This window comes from Algicella marina (assembly GCF_009931615.1).
In the GTDB taxonomy this organism is placed as follows: Bacteria; Pseudomonadota; Alphaproteobacteria; order Rhodobacterales; family Rhodobacteraceae; genus Algicella; species Algicella marina.
Genome location: NZ_CP046620.1, coordinates 2,574,654 through 2,593,625 on the forward strand (window position 1 = coordinate 2,574,654; position 18,972 = coordinate 2,593,625).

Below are 18,972 nucleotides of genomic sequence, written 5' to 3' on the forward strand. Positions count from 1 at the left end.
AAGAAGGGCGATAACCCGGGTAAATAAGGGGTTAACGTCATGTTGGCGCTGTCGCCACTCTTCGTGTCCGGCCAGTGGGTTTCAACGGCCCTTTTAACTCTGGGCGAAACCCTGCCCCGTGGTATGTGGCTGCTGGCATGTCTCGCGCTGCTTTGCCTCAATCTTCTCTGGCTCCTGTCCCTTTTGCGCGTCCGCCGGAAAGCTTCCCAACTGGAGGAAATGCTGAAGGACGCCAATCCCGGGAGCACCGTATTCCGGCTTTGCGACACGCATGCGGAGGTGCTGAACAACATCGGTTCCGACAACGCCGACGTCTGGCCACATTCCCTGCTGCCGGTGCTTTCCCGCAAGGATTTCGAGGCGCTTTTCGAAAACGGGTCGGAGGTGATCGGCGGCGCACTGTCCGCCCTGATCGACAATGGTACAAGCTTCAAGCGCCTTGCCTGCCTTTCTGATGGAACGCCGGTGCAGATTTCGGGCCAGCCTGTCGGCCTGACCGTGGAAATCGAAGTCGTTCGTCCAACGCCGCAAACCGAAGAGGTGTTCGCCGCTGCGTCGCGTGCGTCGCGACTTCAGCTGGAGTTGGACGAACTGCAGCGGCACGCGGAGGCGATGCCGCTGGCACTGGCGGAATTCGATTCGGAGGGCGAGCGGATCTGGCACAACGAGGCGTTCACGGCCTACGCCGACAGCCGGCCGCTGACCCACGATATCCCCGAAATTCTGGCGCATCCGCCGGCCCGGCCCATCGCATGGCCGGGGCAGACCAAGGATTTCGACTGGTTCCGCACCTGTGCCCTTCCCGGCAAGAGCGGGACAACGCATCTCGCCCTGATCCCGGCAGAGGAGGAGATACGGGCCCGCGAGGCGCTGCAGAACCTGATGAACACGCTGGCCGATACATTCGCCCATCTCAACATCGGCCTTGCCGTGTTCGGCCAGAAGCAATCGCTGACGATGTTCAACCCGGCATTGGCCATCCTGTTCGATCTCGACCCGGTCGCCCTTGCCAAGCAACCTAGTCTCCGCGCCTTTCTCGACGGCTTGCGCCATCACCGCCGCCTGCCGGAAATGCGAAGTTTCACCGAATGGCGCGATGCGCTGCTGAACCTCGGGCAGAAGGGCAATCCGTCCAGTTATCAGGAAGACTGGACGCTTCCCTCCGGCAAGGTCATCAGTGTCATCGTGCGCCACCATCCGGGTGGCGCTCTCGTTTTCATGTTCGAGGACATTTCCGTCCAGATCATGCTGGAGCGGCGCTACCGGCAGGAGATCGAGATCAGTCAGACCACACTGGATTGCCTGCAGGACGGTGTCGTCGTCTTCAACACGGCCGGCGCGCTGATTTTTTCCAACACCGCTTTCGACCAGATGTGGAACATGCGCAGCATGGGCTCGCTCAACGCGCCGATACTCAAGGACCTTGTCGGCCACATGTCAGCGCTCAGTGATTGTACGCCGATCTGGAACCGCTTGCGAAACTTCGTGCAGAGCGCCCACAGCCGCAGCAGTTGGACGGCGGATATCCCGATGAAGAACGGCATGTTGCTGGAAGCGCGATTCACCACCCTGCCTGACGGTTCCGCCATGGGAATCTTCCACAAGCTGCGCGACCGGGAGGAGTCGTACTCGGCCCGCTCCGGCGGACATGCCACCGCCAACAGCGTCGCCGCCTATCTGGAGGATCGTTTCGGCAACAGCGCCGTGTCGCTGAAACCGACGACAGTGCTGCCCGAGGGCCTGCCGGACGATCTGGCACTGGTAGCGATGCTCTCGCGGATCGAAATGGCGGAGGGACTGCCTGGACTGGATCGCAATGCCTCGACCATCGACAAGATCGAAGCGCTGTTGACCGGCATGGGCTACGAGGTAGACCGCACCGCGTGGCCTCATCTCAGCATTTACGAACACTGGAACGTCACGCTGCGCCAGATCGTCTGGAGTCTCGCCCTCACCGCCGCGGGCAGTGCCGTTCCCGGCAGTGTCGTCAAATTGAGTGGCACGCTGGAGGAAAACCAGATCAAGCTCCACTTCGCCATCACCGCGGCGGAGCCGATCGTCGCCGAACACGCCCGGTTCTCGGGCCGCACTCTTCTGCAGAAGCTGGTTGCCGATCTCGGCGGCAATCTGATCATCGATACTGCCGGGGCGGTCGATGACGTGCAGTTCTCGTTCACGCTGCCCATCTTCACTCCACGCGCCGATCGAAGACCCAACAGCCTGAAAGTGGTTTCCTGAACGGCGGTATCTTCGCCCCTTGCGGAGCGCCGCGGGGGGTTGCACTCTCCGGGCACCTGCAATTGCCAAAGGCCCGCCGTGCTTACCGCGCCCATCTTCACGCTTTCATCCGACAGTGAAACCTCCGCCCTTGGCGCCCGTCTGGCCGGTGTGCTGCAACCGGGCGATACCCTGCTGCTCGAAGGCCCCGTGGGTGCCGGCAAGAGTGTGCTGGCCCGCGCTGTCATCCAGACGCGGCAGGCGCTGCATGGCGAGGCGGAGGAAGTGCCGTCGCCCAGTTTTACCCTTGTTCAGACTTATGAGGCCGGGCCGGATAGCCTGATCCATGCCGATCTCTACCGCCTCACCGGCCCTGATGACGTGATCGAACTGGGGCTGGAGGAGGCCGCCGACGACACGATCCTGCTGATCGAATGGCCTGACCGGTGGGGCGAGGATACGCCGCCGCGACATCTGCGCCTGCGGCTGGAGCCGGACGCCGCAGATGCCAATGTGCGCCACATGTCCGCCACCGCCAGCGGCACTGGGTGGGAGCCGGTTCTGGCCGCGCTGCCCCCGCGTGAGGCGCAGCGTGAAACCTTCATTTCCACGACTGACTGGCGCGGTGCCACCCTCGCCGACCTTGCGGGCGATGCCTCCAATCGCCGGTATTTTCGCCTGCCTGGGGCACCGCCCGCCGTGCTGATGGATGCGCCGCCCGAAAAGGGCGAGGATACCCGGCCGTTCATCGCCGTCACCGCACTGCTGCGCAGCGCTGGCCTGTCCGCCCCGGCCATTCACGCCCTGGCGCCGGAACAAGGCTTTCTGTTGCTGGAAGACCTTGGCGACGCGCTGTTCGCCCGCGTGCTGGAGCGTGAGCCGGCACTGGAGATGGATCTCTACAAGGCGGCGACCGACCTTTTGCAAACCGTTCGCAGCCTGCCGACCGGTGCGCTGCCGCCCTATGACACCGCCACCTATCTGCGCGAGGCGCGGCTGCTGACGGACTGGTACATTCCCGCGGCCGATGCGCCACTGCCCGCCCCGGTGATCGCCGAATTCGAGGCGCTGATCACGGATGCCACCAACACCATCACCCCTGCCGGGCCGGTACCGGTGTTGCGCGACTACCATGCCGAGAACCTGCTTTGGCTGCCGGAGCGACAGGGTGATGCCCGTGTCGGGCTGCTCGACTACCAAGATGCCCTCGCCGGTCATCCGGCCTACGATCTCGTCTCGCTGCTGGAGGATGCGCGCCGCGATACCTCCGCCGATCTGCGCGCAAAAATGCTGGCACGGGCCATCGCCAATTCCGGCGACGATGCCGAACAATTCACCCGTGCCTATGCCACCCTCGGCGCCCAGCGCAACATCAAGATCGTCGGCATATTCGCCCGCCTCTGCCGTCGGGACGGAAAGCCGGCCTACCTGTCGCTGATGCCGCGCGTCTGGGATCACCTCATGCGCGATCTTGAGCACCCGGCGCTCACCGGGCTGAAGGCCTGGGTGCTGGCCCATGCGCCACCGCCGACGCAGGCAGTTCAGGCGCGGATCGCGGGGCAAGCATGACCCTGCCCGCCATGATCTTCGCCGCCGGCAAGGGAACGCGCATGCGCCCGCTGACGGAACGCACGCCGAAGCCGCTGGTGACCGTTGGCAACACCACGCTGCTCGACCACGCACTGGAACAGGTGCGGCGGGCCGGCCTGCCGCGGGCGGTGATCAACACCCATTATCTTGCCGATCAGATCGCGGCCCATGCAGCATCGATCAGCAACCCGGAAATCGCCATCTCCTTCGAGCCGGACCTGCTGGAAACCGGTGGTGGCATCAGGGCCGCCGCGCATCTGCTGGGGACGCAGCCGATCATGACACTGAACGCCGACACCGTCTGGCAGGGCGAAAGTCCGGCGGCGGTTTTGCGGGCCGCATGGCAGGCGGACCGCATGAAGGCGCTCCTGCTCCTGATTCCGCGCGACCGCGCAGAGGGGCACACCGGCCCCGGCGATTTCGATCTTGATGCCGATGGCAGGCTGCGGCGGCGGCGGGGTGAAACGGCCGGTTACATCTACGCCGGCGCCCAGATCCTGCACCCGCAGCCGGTCTATGATCACGATGAACATGCCTTTTCACTCAACGTCATCTGGGACGAGATGATCGCTGCGGGCAGCCTCTACGGCACCCCTTATCCCGGCAACTGGTGCGATGTCGGCCGCCCCGAAAACATCCCGCTGGCCGAGAGGCTGCTGTGACGGTGTTCCCGCCCTCTCTCTCGCCCCGTGTTTTCGCGCTGCCGCCGGGAGCCGATTTCTCCGTGGCGTTATTGCAAGGGCTCGAGGCACGGATGCAGGGGCAGTCGGCGATCAGCTGGGCGCGGACGGAGATCTACCTCAACACCCAGCGGGCCAGCCGCAGGCTGGAAACCCTGCTGCAACATGGCCCAGTACGGTTGCAGCCGAAAATCACCACACTCGATCGAATCGGCCAGGATCTGCCGGCATACCCGCCGCTGCGCCGCCGCCTCGAACTTGCAAAGCCTGTCCGCAAGCTGCTGGAAGTCGCCGACAACGCGGGTGCCCGTATTCAGGCTTTCGATCTGGCTGAGAGCCTGATGACCCTGTCGGGCGAAATGCAGGAACGCGGCATCGCGTGGGAGAGCCTGTCCGGTGTGTCGTCGGAGCATCTTTCCCATCACTGGCAACGCAGCCTGAAGTTCCTCGAACTGATCCGGGAATTGCTGGAAAGCGGTGAAGACAGCGCTGGCCGCCGCCGCGCCGGGCTGCTGGCCCAGGCTGCCCGCTGGACAGCGGCACCGCCGGAGCATCCCGTCATCATCGCCGGGTCCACCGGCTCGCGCGGCGCGGTGCCGGAGTTCATGGCCGCCGCCGCCGCACTGCCGAACGGTGCCGTGATTCTGCCGGTACTGGACCCGTATCTGCCGCTGACGGTCTGGCAGCACCTTCAGGCTTCCATCCGCGCCATCGACCACCCGCAATGGGGACTGGCGCGGCTGACGGCTGAACTGGGCATCAGTCCCGGTGACATTCCCGACTGGGTGCCGGCACAGGCGCCATGCGAGGCGCGCAACCGTCTGGCCTCTCTGGCGCTGCGGCCGGCGCCCGTCACCGATCAGTGGGTGACAGAGGGCCCGGCCCTGACACCGGCTCTGGCCGAAGCGACAGCCGGCCTCGCCCTTGTCGAGGCGCCATCGCTCCGCGCCGAGGCCGAAGCCATCGCCCTGCTGTTCCGTCGCTCGCTCTCGGAGGGTGTTCCCGTGGCGCTGGTCACACCGGACAGGACGCTGGCCCGACGTGTCACCGCCGAAATGGACCGTTGGGGCCTCGCCCCCGACGACAGTGCCGGACGACCGCTGTCACTGACACCACCGGGCGTTTTCCTGCGCCGTTGCCTGCGCCTGACGGGTTGGGACACGCCCGCCGCCACCTTGCTCGGTCTGCTAAAACATCCCCTCACGGCCTCCGGGCCGGAAGTGCGCGGACCGCACATGCGCAAGACGCGAGCGTTGGAACTGGAACGATTGCGCCGGACCGACCGGCCCTTCACCGCCGAGGCAGTGGCGGCATGGGCTGCCGACAAGGGCGCTGACTGGGCGGAATGGGCCGACTGGCTTGCAGCCGTGCTGGCCCAATCACCGGCCACCGGCGACCATCCGCCTGCCGAGCGGTTGGAGGCACATCTGGCAATGGCCGAAACCCTCGCCGCCGGTCCGGGCCAATCCGGTTCCGGCGAGTTGTGGGAGAAGGAGGCGGGAGAAGCCGCCAGCCGGGCGTGCGACGCGCTGCGCGAGGCTGCCCCCTACGGAGACCCGCTGGACCTTGCCGAATACCGCACCCTGCTGACGTCTGTGCTGGCCGCCGAGGACGTGCCAGATGCGCCCTTTGAGCCGCATCCGGGCATCGCGATCTGGGGCACGCTGGAGGCCCGCACCCAATCGGCGCCGCGCGTCGTGCTTGGCGGGTTGAACGAAGGTATCTGGCCACGTCTGCCGAAGCCGGACCCATGGCTGAACCGTGATCTGCGCGCCCGCATCGGCCTGCCACCGGCCGAGCGCCAGATTGGCCTGTCCGCCCACGATTTCCAGCAGGGTTTCGGCGCGGCGGAGGTTTACCTTACCCGTGCCACCCGCGATGCAGAGGCGGAAACCGTCGCCTCGCGCTGGCTGCTGCGGCTCGATAATCTGTTATCCGGCCTCGGCAAACAGGGCGAGGCCGCGCTCGACCATATGCGCGGCCGTGGCCAAGCACTCCTGACCGAGGCGGCGGCGCTCAATGCCCGCCCGCAAGCGGCACCGGCACCGCGCCCGGCGCCCGTGCCGCCGCTGGCCGTCCGGCCCGACAGGCTGGCCGCCACCCGCATCGAGAAGCTAATCCGCGATCCCTACGCGATCTACGCACGCTACATCCTTGGTCTCCGCCCGCTGGATCCGCTGGGGCGGGAGCCGGACGCCCGCGAACGCGGCAATGCCGCCCACCTCGTCTTCGAACGTTTCATCGCGGCCACAAAGGCGGGCTTGCCTTCAGATGCCGCCGATCTCTTTCGCGCCACGGTCACCGAGACGCTGGAGGAATGCGTGCCGTGGCCTGCGACCCGCGCGCTGTGGCAGGCGCGGCTGACCTCTCTCACGGACTGGTTTCTGGAAACGGAGGCCGAGCGCCGCGCACGTGCCACGCCGGCATTGTTCGAGGCCAAGGGGTCTACTCCTGTGTCTGGCCCGCCCGCGCCCTTCACACTGGAGGCCCGGGCCGACCGGATCGACATCGGTGCGGAAGGCGTGGCGATCTACGACTACAAGGGCAGTATACCCTCCGGCGGGCAGATGCTCGCCTTTCAGCAGCAGTTGCAACTGGAAGCGATCATCGCCGCCGCCGGCGGTTTTGACAACTTGCCGGCCGCGCGCGCCATCCACCTGGAGATGATCGGCCTCTCAGGTGGCGGACGGCTGGCGCAACTGCCGCCGAAAGCGAAGAAGGGTGAGACACAGCGCACGCTGGCCGAGACGATTGAGATGGCACACCGGGATCTCGTTCGGCTGATCACGGCCTATCAGACGGAAGGAACCGCTTACCCGGCCCGCCTGCGCCCGGACTCCCTTTCCTATGAGGGCGACTACGACCATCTCTCGCGGTTGGGCGAGTGGACCGACGGGGAAGATTATACGCCGGAGCCGGTATCATGATCGACCCGAACCACCCCGCCACCCTGGCGCAAACCCGCGCCGCCCGCCCGACCCGTTCAACCTGGGTGTCGGCCAATGCCGGCTCCGGCAAGACCCGCGTGCTGACCGACCGCGTGGCCCGGCTGCTGTTCTCCGGCACCGACCCGATGCAGATCCTCTGCCTCACCTATACCAAGGCAGCGGCGGCGGAGATGCAGAACCGCCTGTTCCGCCGCCTCGGCGAGTGGGCGATGATGCCCGATGAACCGCTGGCGGAGGAGCTGGTGCGGCTCGGTGAGACACAGGCAGCCAGCGAGGAGACGCTGCGCAATGCGCGAACACTGTTCGCAGCCGCTCTGGAAACGCCGGGTGGGCTGAAGATCCAGACGATCCATGCCTTCTGTGACAGGCTGCTGCGCCGATTTCCGCTGGAGGCCGGTGTTTCCCCCGGCTTCGAGATGCTGGAAGAACGGCAGCAGGCGCAACTGACGGCACAGATCCTCGACGAAATGTCCGACGGCCCGGAATTCGCGGCCTACGCCCCCTGGCTGGAGGCCGAACCGGACAGGCATGTCGAGGCGATCCTGCGCTACCGCGATGCCTTCGCCACCATCCCGGACGAAGCGGCGCTGCTGCGCGAATTCGGCCTCAATGCCATCCTCGGCCCGGAGGAAGTGCTGGCGCGGCTCATGGGCAGCGTCGCCGACAATGACCTTGCGGACCTCGTCGTCACTTTCGAGACAGCAGGCGGCACCATCGAGAAACGCAACGCGCCGTTGCTGAGACAGATCCTTGCCGGCGGCCTGTCAGCGGAACGGGCACTGGAGGCGCTGCTGGGGATCATCCTCACCGCCAAGGGCGAGCCGCGCAAATCCGGCTTTCCAACCAAGGGCGTCGCCGACACCATGCCCGGTGCGACGGATATCTGTGACACGCTGACCGAGGCGGCGCTGGAAGCCCGCGAAACCCTGCTGGCCGGGGCCACAGCCCGCCGAACGCTGGCGCTCCGCCGGTTCGGTCACGCCTTCCTCGGCCGCTACAATGCCGCCAAGGCCGCCCGTGCCCTGCTCGATTTCGACGACCTGATTCTGCGGGCGCAGGCCCTCCTGCACGACAGCCCCTCCGCCGCCTGGGTGCAGTACAAGATGGACAACGGCATCGACCATGTGCTGGTCGACGAGGCGCAGGATACCAGCCCGGCACAATGGCAGGTCATCAAGGCGCTGACCGAGGATTTCTTCGCCGGTCTCTCGGCCCGCGACACGCCCCGTACCGTCTTCGTCGTCGGCGATGAGAAACAGTCGATCTATTCCTTTCAGGGGGCGGACCCGGCGGCGTTCGGCGAAATGCGCGCGCATTACCGTAACGTCATCGCCGCCGCCACAGAACCAATGGAGGTGTGCCAGCTTCTCCATTCCTTCCGCTCCGCCCCGCCGGTGCTTCAGGTCGTGGACGAAGTCTTCCGCCAAAGCCCGGTTCACGGGCTCGGCCAGCAGATCAGCCACGCCGCCTTCAATTCCGGCATGCCGGGTCGTGTCGAACTCTGGCCTTTCATCGAGCCGCCGGAAAAATCCGAAGAGCCGCCCTGGGATGACCCGGTGGACATGCCGCCGAAGGACGATCCGGCCATCCAGCTTGCCGCGCGCATCGCCGACTGGGCGCAGGACCTGCTGGCCGCTGGCCACCGGCTGCCGGGCGGTGACCGGCCGATCCAACCGCGGGACATCCTGATCCTCGTCCGCTCCCGCGGCACGATCTTCCACGCCGTCAACGCCGCACTGCAACGGGCTGGCGTGCCGGTTTCGGGCGCGGACCGGGTGCAGTTGACAAAATCCCTCGCCGTCCGCGATCTGCTTTCGCTGCTGCGGTTCCTCGCGACCGAGGCCGATGACCTCGCCCTCGCCGAATACCTCCGTTCCCCTCTTGGCGGCCTGTCGGAGGCGCAACTTTACCGCCTTGCCCAGCCCCGTGACGGCTCGCTCTGGGCCGCACTGCGCGCGGCGCCGGATCATGCCGATGTCGCCGCGAGGTTGACCTCCCTGCGCAATCAGGCCGATTTCCTCCGCCCGTATGAGTTGCTGCAACGCGCCCTTGCCAGCCAGTCCGGCCGGGCGCAGCTGACGGCACGACTGGGTGCGGAGGCGGAAGATGCCATCGACGCCCTGCTGGACCTCGCCCTGCAATACGACACTGTGGAGGCCCCGACGCTGACAGGATTCCTCGCGTGGGTCGAGGCGACGGACGCAGAGGTAAAGCGTCAGCTGGACAGCCGCAGCAACCAGATCCGGGTCATGACGATCCACGGCGCCAAGGGGCTGGAGGCGCCGATCGTGCTGATGCCCCAGACCCACTCCCCCCGCGAGGGCAATACCACGCCCCGCGTCACCGCCGCCGGTGATGCCATCTTTCCGCATGTCAGCGTCGCCGAACGGCCCGAGGCGCTCGCCCCGGTGGAGGAGGCCCGCAAGGCCCGCGCGCTGGAGGAGAGCTGGCGGCTGCTCTACGTCGGCCTGACCCGTGCCAGAAGTTGGCTGATCGTCTGCGGCGGCGGCGACCGTGGCAAGGATGCCGACACCGTCTGGTATCAGGCCGTCGAAGGCGCGATGCAGACGCTGGGACAGGAAGAAGACGACGGCATTCTCGCCCTGCAGAGCCCGGAATGGGTGCTTGAACCGATGGGCGCAGCGCCCGATCCGCAACCGGCACCGGTGCGTCTGCCGCCTTGGGCGCGGGAGCGGGGGCCGAAAGTGCCGGATGCCGAGGAAATTCTTACCCCGTCCAGCGGCGGCGACGGTGCCCATGCCCTGCCCGGCCCCGATGGCGACGATCCGGACGCGGCCAAGGCCCGTGGCACGGCGCTGCACACGCTGCTGGAACGCCTCGTGCAGGCCGAACCGCTGGCGGAGGCGGATGCCCTCGCCCTGCTTGCCGCCAGCCCGTTGGCGCCCGATACCCTGCCGGCCCTTGTGGCCGAGGCCAACGCCACGCGTCTGGCGCCGGACCTGCAGTGGCTCTGGCAGGCCGAAGCCCTCACCGAAGTCGCGGTGTCCGGCCGCGTCGCCAGCCTCGGCGGCCAGGTGCTGAATGGCCGGATCGACCGGCTGTTGCTGCCGCAGGCGAGCGGCGGCGATGTCTGGGCCATCGACTTCAAGTCCAACCGGACCGTCCCGGCCACCGCCGCGCACATCCCCCAGGGGCTCGTCCGCCAGATGGCGCTTTATCAGGCAGCGCTGGCGGAAATCTTCCCGGGCCACCGCATCCGCACCGCTCTACTCTGGACAGCAACCCAGAGCCTGATGGAAATTCCACACAACATCGTGACGGACTGGTTGCAAAGACACCAAGGTGTTGACCAGCCCGCCCCGGCTACCTAGGTTCACGTTCACCCCTGAAACAGGCACACCACCAAAATGGCCACCGACGCCCCGAGGAGACACCCATGGCAACCGTACCCGTAACCGACGCAACCTTCGAAGAAGAAGTCGTGAAAGCTGACGTACCCGTCGTCGTCGATTTCTGGGCGGAGTGGTGCGGCCCGTGCAAGCAGATCGGTCCGGCGCTGGAGGAACTCTCCGAGGAATACGGCGACAAGCTGAAGATCGTGAAGGTCAACGTCGACGAAAACCCGACGTCGCCGATGCAGCTCGGCGTGCGCGGCATCCCGGCCCTGTTTCTGTTCAAGGATGGTCAGGTCGTCTCCAACAAGACCGGCGCGGCCCCCAAGGCCAACCTGCAGTCCTGGATCGATGAAGCCATCTGAGGGCAGCCTCTCAACGCTTGACGAAGCCCGCCCTTCCGGCGGGCTTTTTCTTTGGCCCGCACCGTTGATCGTCACAACACGCCATGGCACCGTGGAACTTCATTTCGCGCAGCCGCCTGTTTGTGAAAACTCTCCTTGCCACCTCCCTCGCCGCCATCCTTCCTGCTACCACCGCCATCGCGGATACGGCTGCCACGATGCAACGGACGGCAGAGATCGCCGCCGCGTCGACGCAGAACGCCGCACACCTGAGCGGCATGTCGAGAATGCTACGGCACAGGCGGAACGGCTTAGTGGACCGTCTTCTTCGGAACTTCTTCCAAGTTGTACCGGGCAGCAGGCTTACACAGTTACGGATCGACTTTGGCGAACAGATGCATGCGGCGCAGGCTCGCTCCCGGTTCCTGATGAATATCCTGCTCTCCGGCCTCAATGGTGACGGTCGCATCACGACCGAAGAAGGAGACGCCATTCTCGCGCAGACCCGAACGCGAACCCAGGCTTAGACCGCAGCTTCAGCATCTTTTTGGAGTAAACCGGCGAATGCCCCAGCCCCGGCAGGCGTTGCCACTGGTCGGCGCATTGGCAAGCTGCCCTACGCATCCTATCTTCAGAGACGCGGGTTGCAATTACCCGACTAAGGAGCGCGAGGATCAGAATGGCAGGTGGATGGGCGCGGGACGGTGCCGTAAATGAACAGATCGAGGCATCGATCGCCGACGAGTTGCAGCGCCTGAAACAGCGCCGCGCGGCCAGCGGCGAGAGTTTCACCCATTGTGCGGAGTGCGAGGAGGAAATCCCCGAGGCGCGGCGCAAGGCCATTCCCGGCGTCAAGCTTTGCATCGAGTGCGCATCCGAGCGGGACGCCCGCCCAGCGGCCCACAGCGGCATCAATCGCCGCGGCTCCAAGGATAGCCAGTTGAAGTGACGCCTCAGGCGAGGACGGAGACCTGCGCAGCCCCGGTTCCCACGGACACACGGGCCGCAGCCACATGGCGCCGCGTGACCTCATAGACTGAAATGGAGTGGCCTCCAGTGGTGCCGCCACGTAGCTCTCATCAGCCCCGACAGTGCGTGTGCTGACACTGGCGTAAATCTCGCCCAGTTCGATGGCCGTTTTCATCTCCCGGATCATTTCACGCCGCAGGCCGGCGATTTCCAACGCATCCGCCGCTTCTGCGCAGCCTCGTGCGACGACATTTTGCCCTGAAGATCGTTGGCAGAGGGTTGAGAGCGCCGGTTGAAGCCGACGGCGCGGCTCTGGTAGAACCGAACGAACTGCAACCGGGGGCGCCGCCTGTGACACCTGCACTGAAGATCGCCCTCGGCAGCCTCGTTATCGGTGTGGTGGTCCTTGGTCTGAAAACGCTGGCCTGGTACGTCACCGGTTCCGTCGCCCTTTTCTCCGACGCTCTGGAAAGCATTGTCAACGTCGCCACGGCCATCGCTGCGCTGTTCGCCGTGCGGATCGCCGCCGTACCCGCCGATGAACGGCACCCATACGGCCACCACAAGGCCGAGTTCTTCTCCGCTGTGCTCGAAGGCGTGCTGATCGTCGTCGCGGCGCTGATCATCCTGCACGAAGCATGGGGCGCGGTGCTGGCCCCCCGCGCCCTCGATGCCCCGCTCTCCGGTCTGTTGATCAATGCCTTCGCGACACTGATCAACTTCGCGTGGTGCCGCATCCTGCTTTCACGCGGCCGCGCCCTGAAATCGCCGGCGCTGGTGGCGGACGGACACCACCTGTTTGCAGATGTCCTCACCTCCGCCGGGGTCGCGATCGGCATCCTGCTGGCGCTGACCACCGGCTGGTGGCTGCTCGACCCGCTGATGGCGGTGATCGTCGCGCTGAACATTCTCTGGTCCGGGTGGAAGATCATCCGTGCCTCGCTCAGCGGACTTCTGGACGAAGCCGTGCCGGAGGAGGTTCTGGCGCGGATCCAGGCTGTGATCGCAACAGAGGCGAGCGGCGCGGTGCAGGCGCACGACCTGCGTACCCGCCACGCCGGGGCCGTGACCTTCATCGACTTTCACCTGATTGTCCCCGGCGAGAAGACTGTCGCCGAAGCGCATGATATCTGCGACACGGTGGAAGCCGCTCTGATGGCAGCGGTGCCGGATGCCAACATCACCATCCACGTGGAGCCGGAGCACAAGGCCAAGCGGGCGGCGATCGACATTCCGGAGGGATGACTGGACACCGGCTTTCGGCAGTTGCGGCGGCGCAATTCCCGACTGGAACGGTCGCAATACCGAAACCATATCAAATCCATACCAGACCCATATCGGCCAGAACCTGCTTGCGCCGCCCCGCCGCATCCCACACACTTGCATCAAAACCGCCGCTGGGAGGCTGCAATGCGAAAGTTCCTTGTCGTCCTCGACGAGAGTCCGGAATGCCTGAACGCGATGCGTTTCGCCGCCATCCGCGCCTCCAAAACCGGCGGCGGTGTGGAGTTGCTGGCGATCATCGCGCCCGAGGAATTCCAGCACTGGATCGGCGTCGGCGAAGTGATGCGAGCCGAGGCGCGGGAAAAGATCGAGGCCCATTTCCAGGTGTTCAAGGAACGGATGGAGAAGGTCGAAGGCGTGTCGCCGACCCTAGCAATCCGCGAGGGCGAGAAGGTCAAGGAGATCATCGACCACATCAGGGACGACCGTGATATCGGCGTACTCGTCCTCGGTGCGGGGGCCCGAGGCGACGGGCCGGGACCACTGATTTCCGAACTGGTAGGACGGCGTTCCGGCGACATGCCCGTGCCGATCACGGTGGTGCCCGGAAGCTTGACGAAAGAAGACATCATCGCGGTCAGCTGACGGATGTTCGAGGGATTTCAAGAACTTGAGGTTGACGATGCGGGGCAGCGCACCAGCGTTCTGATCGGCGGCTCCGGGCCGCCGCTGTTGCTTTTGCACGGGTTTCCACAGACCCGCGCCGCCTGGCATCGGGTGGCGCCGCTGCTATCCGGCAGTTACACGCTGATTATCCCCGACCTGCCCGGCTATGGCCGCAGCACCTGTCCGCCGCCGGACCCGCGGCATATCGGGCAATCGAAACGGCACATGGCCGGGGTGTTGTGCCGGCTGATGGATCATCTCGGCCACGACAGTTTCCACCTTGCCGGTCATGATCGCGGCGGGCGAGTTGCGTATCGGCTTGCGCTCGACCATTCCCGGCGGGTGCGCAGCCTGACATTGCTTGACATCATGACGACCCTCGACACCTGGGAGGCAATGGACTGGCAGGCGGCGCTTGCCGCCTATCACTGGCCGTTCCTCGCCCAGCCCGCCCCTTTGCCGGAACGCATGATCGGCGCCGACCCGTCAGCCTACCTGCACCACCTGTTGGCCAGATGGCAGGGCCGCGAAGCCTCCCTCGATGCCAGCGCAATCGCCGACTACGAGACCTCCATCCGCAATCCGGCAACCATTGAGGCGATGGCGGAGGATTACCGGGCCGGCGCGACGGTGGATGTCGAGATCGACCGGGCGAGCCGGGAAGAACGTGCCGGAATTTCCTGCCCGCTGCTGATCCTGCGTGGCAGCCAATATGCGGCGCGACCGTTTCTGCAGGCGTGGCGGCGCTGGGCGCCAGATGCCCGGGAAGTATGCTTCGATTGCGGCCACTTCATCGCAGAAGAAATGCCGGAGGAAACCGCTGCCGCATTGCGCGATCACTGCGCATCCTGCTGACTTCGCTTCAGTTTCTCAGGACCATGCAACCGCCGCCAGCCGCCCTGAGGCGATTGCACATCGCATCAGCATCACTCCGGCTCTGCCTGCCGATTTGGGCAGTGAACCGACTCCGGGTGCCGAATCCCGGTAGCCTCAGCGGTGCGTAGATCACCGATTCCGGGCCGAGCACTTCCGGAAATCTGTCCTTCAGACGAGCCGTCACCGCCTCGACAATCCCCTCGCTCTCGTGTGCAGCGAGAATGACGGCCCAAGGGGCCGGGATATCCGGTCGGTCGAATTCCCGCATCATCCGCGAGCCGACCCTCGCTTCACAGGCACGGCGGAAATCCTGCTCCTTTGCCAGCGCCAGGGTCACCTCTTCCGGCGGGTGGTCCCGCCATGCGAGTCCGGAATAACCGGTGATCGCGTAAACGTAGTTACGCGTCTCACGCGGCAGTGTCCGTTCGCCGGCGACGAACCCCGCAACCCGACCCTCGCCCGCGTTGTAGGCGGCGGCGGCAAGGCCGACATTACCGAAAACCTTTTCAAGATCCGCGAGGTATGCCGCCGACGCGGCAAGCGACTCCGCCGGGTTGAACGGATCATGAAGTCCACGACGCGCTGCGGTGTCCGGGATGAATTGGGCAATGCCCTGCGCACCGGCGTGGCTGACAGCACCCGGGTCGAACAGGCTTTCCTTCCAGACCAGACGCGTCATGAAATTGGGATCGAGACCGTTGCGCCGGGAAACATGCTCCACCACCCGGCATACATCGGGCACGAAGGTGGCGCGTGAGATACATGTGCCCGGTCCATCGGCGCACCAGTGCCTGACAATGCCGAGGCCCTCGGGGCGCGGCATCGGGCGGATATCGGCCATCAGGGCCGGCTCCCCAACCTCTGCCCCCACTCTTGGCGTCGGGCGTATCGTGTCGGCGGCCGCAGTGGAAACACCACTCAGCAGAAGCCAGATCAGGACGATACGAAGTTGCATATGATTCCCCGCACTCACCGGCGGCAGTCTACTCCGGGACGGGTGGAGGGCAAAATCCGCAGTTTAGAAAGATTCCAAATTGCTTGACTTATTTGCCTTTGAGGCCCATCTTCCGGCTACAGAAACGGAGCGAAATCCATGTTCATCCAGACAGAATCCACCCCGAACCCAGCGACGCTCAAATTCCTGCCAGGTCAAACAGTAATGTCAGCCGGCACGGCCGATTTTCCGAGCGCCGAGGCGGCCGGCACGTCGCCGCTCGCCGGGCGGATTTTTGGTGTCGAGGGCGTCGCAGGCGTCTTTTTCGGCCCAGATTTCGTGACGGTGACGAAGACGGAAGACACTGACTGGGCCCACATCAAGCCAGCGATCCTCGGCGCGATCATGGAGCATTTCCAGTCCGGCCAGCCGGTGATGGAAGGTGACAGCGGTGCTGTTGGCCACGCGGAACATGACGGCCCGGATTCGGAAATCGTTGGTCAGATCAAGGAGTTGCTGGATACACGTGTCCGCCCTGCCGTGGCACAGGATGGTGGCGATATCACCTTCCACGGATTTGAGCGCGGCGTCGTCTACCTGCATATGCAGGGCGCCTGTGCAGGCTGCCCTTCCTCGACCATGACGCTGAAAATGGGCATCGAAAACCTGCTGCGCCACTACATCCCGGAGGTGACGGAGGTTCGGCCAGTTGCCGCCTGAACCCCTGATCCTTGCTTTTGACACTTCGGCCGCGCACTGCGCGGTCGCTTTGTGTCAGGGCACCACGGTTCTGGCCCAGGCATCCGAAGAAATGACAAAGGGTCAGGCCGAAAGGCTGATGCCGATGATTCAGGAGACACTGGCAGAAGCGGACTGCAGCTTTGCCGATCTCGCCGCCATCGGCTGTGGTATCGGGCCCGGCAATTTCACCGGCATCCGCATTTCGGTTTCCGCCGCGCGCGCCTTCGGCTTCTCGCTGAATATTCCGGCCATCGGTGTCTCCAGCCTTGAAGCTCTGGCCCATGACCTGCCCCGCCCGTGCCTCGCACTCGTCGATGCCAAGCGTGATCATGTATATGCTCAGGGCTTTGGGACCGAGCCGGAAGCACCGAAGCGTCTCGCCTTCGAAGATCTGCCGGAACTGCCTTCCGACATCCATATCGTCGGCCACCGCAGTGGCGATCTGGCTGGGCGTCACCACGATCGTACGGCTCCCTCGGCAAGCACCATCGCGGCAATCGCGGCCACTCGGCTGGGCCGCGCCCATCCGCCGCCGGCACCGCTCTATCTTCGGGACGCCGATGCCGCCCTACCCTCCACGGCACCACCAAGAATTCTGGATGAAACCTGAAGCCCTTGCCACTTTGCACGCGCAGTCGTTTTCGACCACGCCGCGTCCGTGGAATCCCGATGAGTTCCGCGACATGCTCGCCAGCGATGGCGTTGAGTTGCTGACGGAGGCCGAAGCCTTCGCCGTTGTCCGTCACGCGGGACCGGAGTTCGAGCTTCTGACACTGGCTGTGCCACCCGCTCAGCGCCGGCAGGGCCTGGCCGCCCGACTGCTGGCGAAGCTGGAAGCCCTGGCCTGCGAGCGTGGTGCATCGGACATCTTCCTTGAAGTCGCCGAAACCAACACCGCCGCGCGCGCGCTCTATGCCGGAGCGGGCTATCTTCAGACGGGACGACGCGAGGCCTACTTCCGCGATGCGAACGGCCGGCCGGTGGCTGCGCTCGTCCTTTGCAAACCCCTCACTTGACGTTGCGCTTGCGCTGATACCGGCAACCAGTCTTAATCCCGCCAGTGCAGGGGGATGAGAATGTCCGAAACAACAGTATCCAAGCGAGGCGTCCGAAGCTGGATGCTGTTCGACTGGGCCAACCAGCCGTTTTACACGCTGATCATCACCTTCATTTTCGCCCCCTATTTTGCAGCAGAAGTGACGGGCGACGCCGTACAAGGGCAGGCCTTGTGGGCCCGGATAACTGCCATCGGCGGCCTGACGGTGGCCATACTTGCCCCCATCCTTGGCGCAGTCGCGGATCAATCCGGCCCGAGGAAGCCGTGGATCGCCGTTTTTTCAGTGCTGTTCGTCTTCGGGTGCTGCGGCCTCTGGCTGGCCGCGCCCGGAACCGAAAACCTGTGGCTGGTACTGGCGCTGTTTCTCATTGCATTCATCGGTTCGGAGTTCATGCTGATCTTCACCAACGCCATGTTGCCGGACCTTGGCCCCCGCGAAGAAATTGGCAGGATTTCCGGTTCCGGATGGGCGCTGGGCTATGTCGGCGGCGTGCTGGTGCTGATCCTCGTTTTGTTGCTGCTGTCACCCAGCCCGGGCAAGGAGACGACGCTCCTTGGTATCAACCCGATCCTCGGACTGGACCCGCAGGCGGGCGAGCCGGCCCGTGCGACGGGACCGCTGACAGCCTTGTGGTTTGCGGTCTTCGCGGTGCCGCTGTTTCTGTACACGCCGGACGCACCCCGCCGAGCCCAGGTTTCAGGGGCTGTGACGAAAGGCTTGCGGCAGCTTGGCCGCACGCTGGTGGCTCTGCCTGCCAAGGGTACACTGCTGATCTACCTTCTGGCCTCGATGATCTACCGCGACGCTCTGGCCGCGCTCTACATTTTCGGCGGGATTTTCGCCAAGGGGATACTCGGTTGGGGCCTGTTCGAACTGGGTGTATTCGGCATCATCGCCGCGGCCACCGGTGCGGTCGGCGCTTGGATCGGCGGACGGGCGGACAGGTCCTTCGGACCGAAACCGGTGATTTTTGTTTCCATCATAATCCTGATGGCGGTGGCCGCCACGACACTGCTGACCACACGCAGCCACATATTCGGGCTGCCAGTGACCGAGGGCAGCGGCCTGCCGGATACTATCTTCTTTTTCTGCGGTGCCATGATCGGGGCTGCGGGCGGAGCACTTCAGGCAAGTTCCCGTACGATGCTGGTGCATCAGGCAGAAGCTCACGTTCCGATGACGGAGGCGTTCGGACTCTACGCTCTGTCCGGCAAGGCCACCGCGTTTATCGGGCCGGCCGCAATCGGCATTGCCACCACGCTGAGTGGTAGTCAGCGGCTCGGAATCACGCCGGTAATCGGCCTTTTCGCGTTGGGGTTGTTTCTGCTACTCTGGGTCAAAACAAGAGCAGAGGTAACAGCATGATCAGAAC

16 protein-coding genes are annotated in these 18,972 nt (G+C 65.1%); 15 read left to right on the forward strand and 1 reads right to left on the reverse strand.

The annotated features are described in order from the left end of the window. The first annotated feature begins 39 nt into the window (after positions 1-39). The 11 genes from GO499_RS12800 (at position 40) to GO499_RS12850 (ending at position 14,846) form a co-directional block, all read left to right on the forward strand. Entirely contained in the window at positions 40-2,238 is a 2,199-nt protein-coding gene (locus GO499_RS12800) for a PAS-domain containing protein (protein WP_161862545.1), read from the forward strand. A gap of 78 nt (positions 2,239-2,316) precedes the next feature. Next, a complete protein-coding gene (tsaE, locus tag GO499_RS12805) occupies positions 2,317-3,786 on the forward strand; it encodes a tRNA (adenosine(37)-N6)-threonylcarbamoyltransferase complex ATPase subunit type 1 TsaE (RefSeq protein WP_161862546.1) in 1,470 nt (489 codons plus the stop codon). Continuing rightward, a complete protein-coding gene (locus tag GO499_RS12810) occupies positions 3,783-4,469 on the forward strand; it encodes a nucleotidyltransferase family protein (protein WP_161862547.1) in 687 nt (228 codons plus the stop codon). Before tsaE ends, GO499_RS12810 begins: the two co-directional genes overlap by 4 nt. Continuing rightward, a complete protein-coding gene (gene addB / locus GO499_RS12815) occupies positions 4,466-7,414 on the forward strand; it encodes a double-strand break repair protein AddB (protein WP_161862548.1) in 2,949 nt (982 codons plus the stop codon). The genes GO499_RS12810 and addB overlap by 4 nt, the downstream gene beginning before the upstream one ends. After that, entirely contained in the window at positions 7,411-10,767 is a 3,357-nt protein-coding gene (addA, locus tag GO499_RS12820; protein WP_161862549.1) for a double-strand break repair helicase AddA, read from the forward strand. The genes addB and addA overlap by 4 nt, the downstream gene beginning before the upstream one ends. A 65-nt stretch (positions 10,768-10,832) precedes the next feature. Next, a complete protein-coding gene (gene trxA / locus GO499_RS12825; RefSeq protein WP_161862550.1) occupies positions 10,833-11,153 on the forward strand; it encodes a thioredoxin in 321 nt (106 codons plus the stop codon). Between the two features lie 83 nt (positions 11,154-11,236). Beyond that, complete coding sequence (locus tag GO499_RS12830; RefSeq protein WP_161862551.1) at positions 11,237-11,659, forward strand: hypothetical protein; 423 nt, start codon at positions 11,237-11,239, stop codon at positions 11,657-11,659. A gap of 152 nt (positions 11,660-11,811) precedes the next feature. Beyond that, on the forward strand, positions 11,812-12,081 hold the full coding sequence (locus tag GO499_RS12835; protein ID WP_161862552.1) for a DksA/TraR family C4-type zinc finger protein: 270 nt from the start codon (positions 11,812-11,814) through the stop codon (positions 12,079-12,081). Between the two features lie 371 nt (positions 12,082-12,452). After that, positions 12,453-13,346 carry a cation diffusion facilitator family transporter gene (locus GO499_RS12840; protein ID WP_161863972.1) on the forward strand — a complete coding sequence of 298 codons (894 nt, stop codon included), beginning with the start codon at positions 12,453-12,455 and terminating at the stop codon, positions 13,344-13,346. Between the two features lie 165 nt (positions 13,347-13,511). Beyond that, on the forward strand, positions 13,512-13,970 hold the full coding sequence (locus GO499_RS12845; RefSeq protein ID WP_161862553.1) for a universal stress protein: 459 nt from the start codon (positions 13,512-13,514) through the stop codon (positions 13,968-13,970). Between the two features lie 3 nt (positions 13,971-13,973). Continuing rightward, entirely contained in the window at positions 13,974-14,846 is an 873-nt protein-coding gene (locus tag GO499_RS12850) for an alpha/beta fold hydrolase (RefSeq protein WP_161862554.1), read from the forward strand. A gap of 7 nt (positions 14,847-14,853) precedes the next feature. Here the strand turns inward: GO499_RS12850 and GO499_RS12855 are convergent, their stop codons facing one another. Further along, positions 14,854-15,822, reverse strand: a complete 969-nt coding sequence (locus GO499_RS12855) for a lytic transglycosylase domain-containing protein (RefSeq protein ID WP_161862555.1) — start codon at positions 15,820-15,822, stop codon at positions 14,854-14,856. Positions 15,823-15,960: 138 nt separating this feature from the next. Here GO499_RS12855 and GO499_RS12860 point away from each other — a divergent pair, with 138 nt between their 5' ends. From GO499_RS12860 to GO499_RS12875, 4 genes are read left to right on the forward strand one after another with little or no spacing between them, the layout of a single operon-like run. After that, the gene (locus tag GO499_RS12860; protein ID WP_161862556.1) at positions 15,961-16,521 is read left to right on the forward strand and encodes a NifU family protein; all 561 of its coding nucleotides are present in this window, start codon (positions 15,961-15,963) and stop codon (positions 16,519-16,521) included. Next, entirely contained in the window at positions 16,511-17,152 is a 642-nt protein-coding gene (gene tsaB, locus GO499_RS12865; protein WP_161862557.1) for a tRNA (adenosine(37)-N6)-threonylcarbamoyltransferase complex dimerization subunit type 1 TsaB, read from the forward strand. Before GO499_RS12860 ends, tsaB begins: the two co-directional genes overlap by 11 nt. Continuing rightward, entirely contained in the window at positions 17,142-17,558 is a 417-nt protein-coding gene (locus GO499_RS12870; protein WP_161862558.1) for a GNAT family N-acetyltransferase, read from the forward strand. Before tsaB ends, GO499_RS12870 begins: the two co-directional genes overlap by 11 nt. A gap of 60 nt (positions 17,559-17,618) precedes the next feature. Then, the gene (locus tag GO499_RS12875; RefSeq protein WP_161862559.1) at positions 17,619-18,965 is read left to right on the forward strand and encodes an MFS transporter; all 1,347 of its coding nucleotides are present in this window, start codon (positions 17,619-17,621) and stop codon (positions 18,963-18,965) included. The last annotated feature ends 7 nt before the right edge of the window (positions 18,966-18,972 follow it).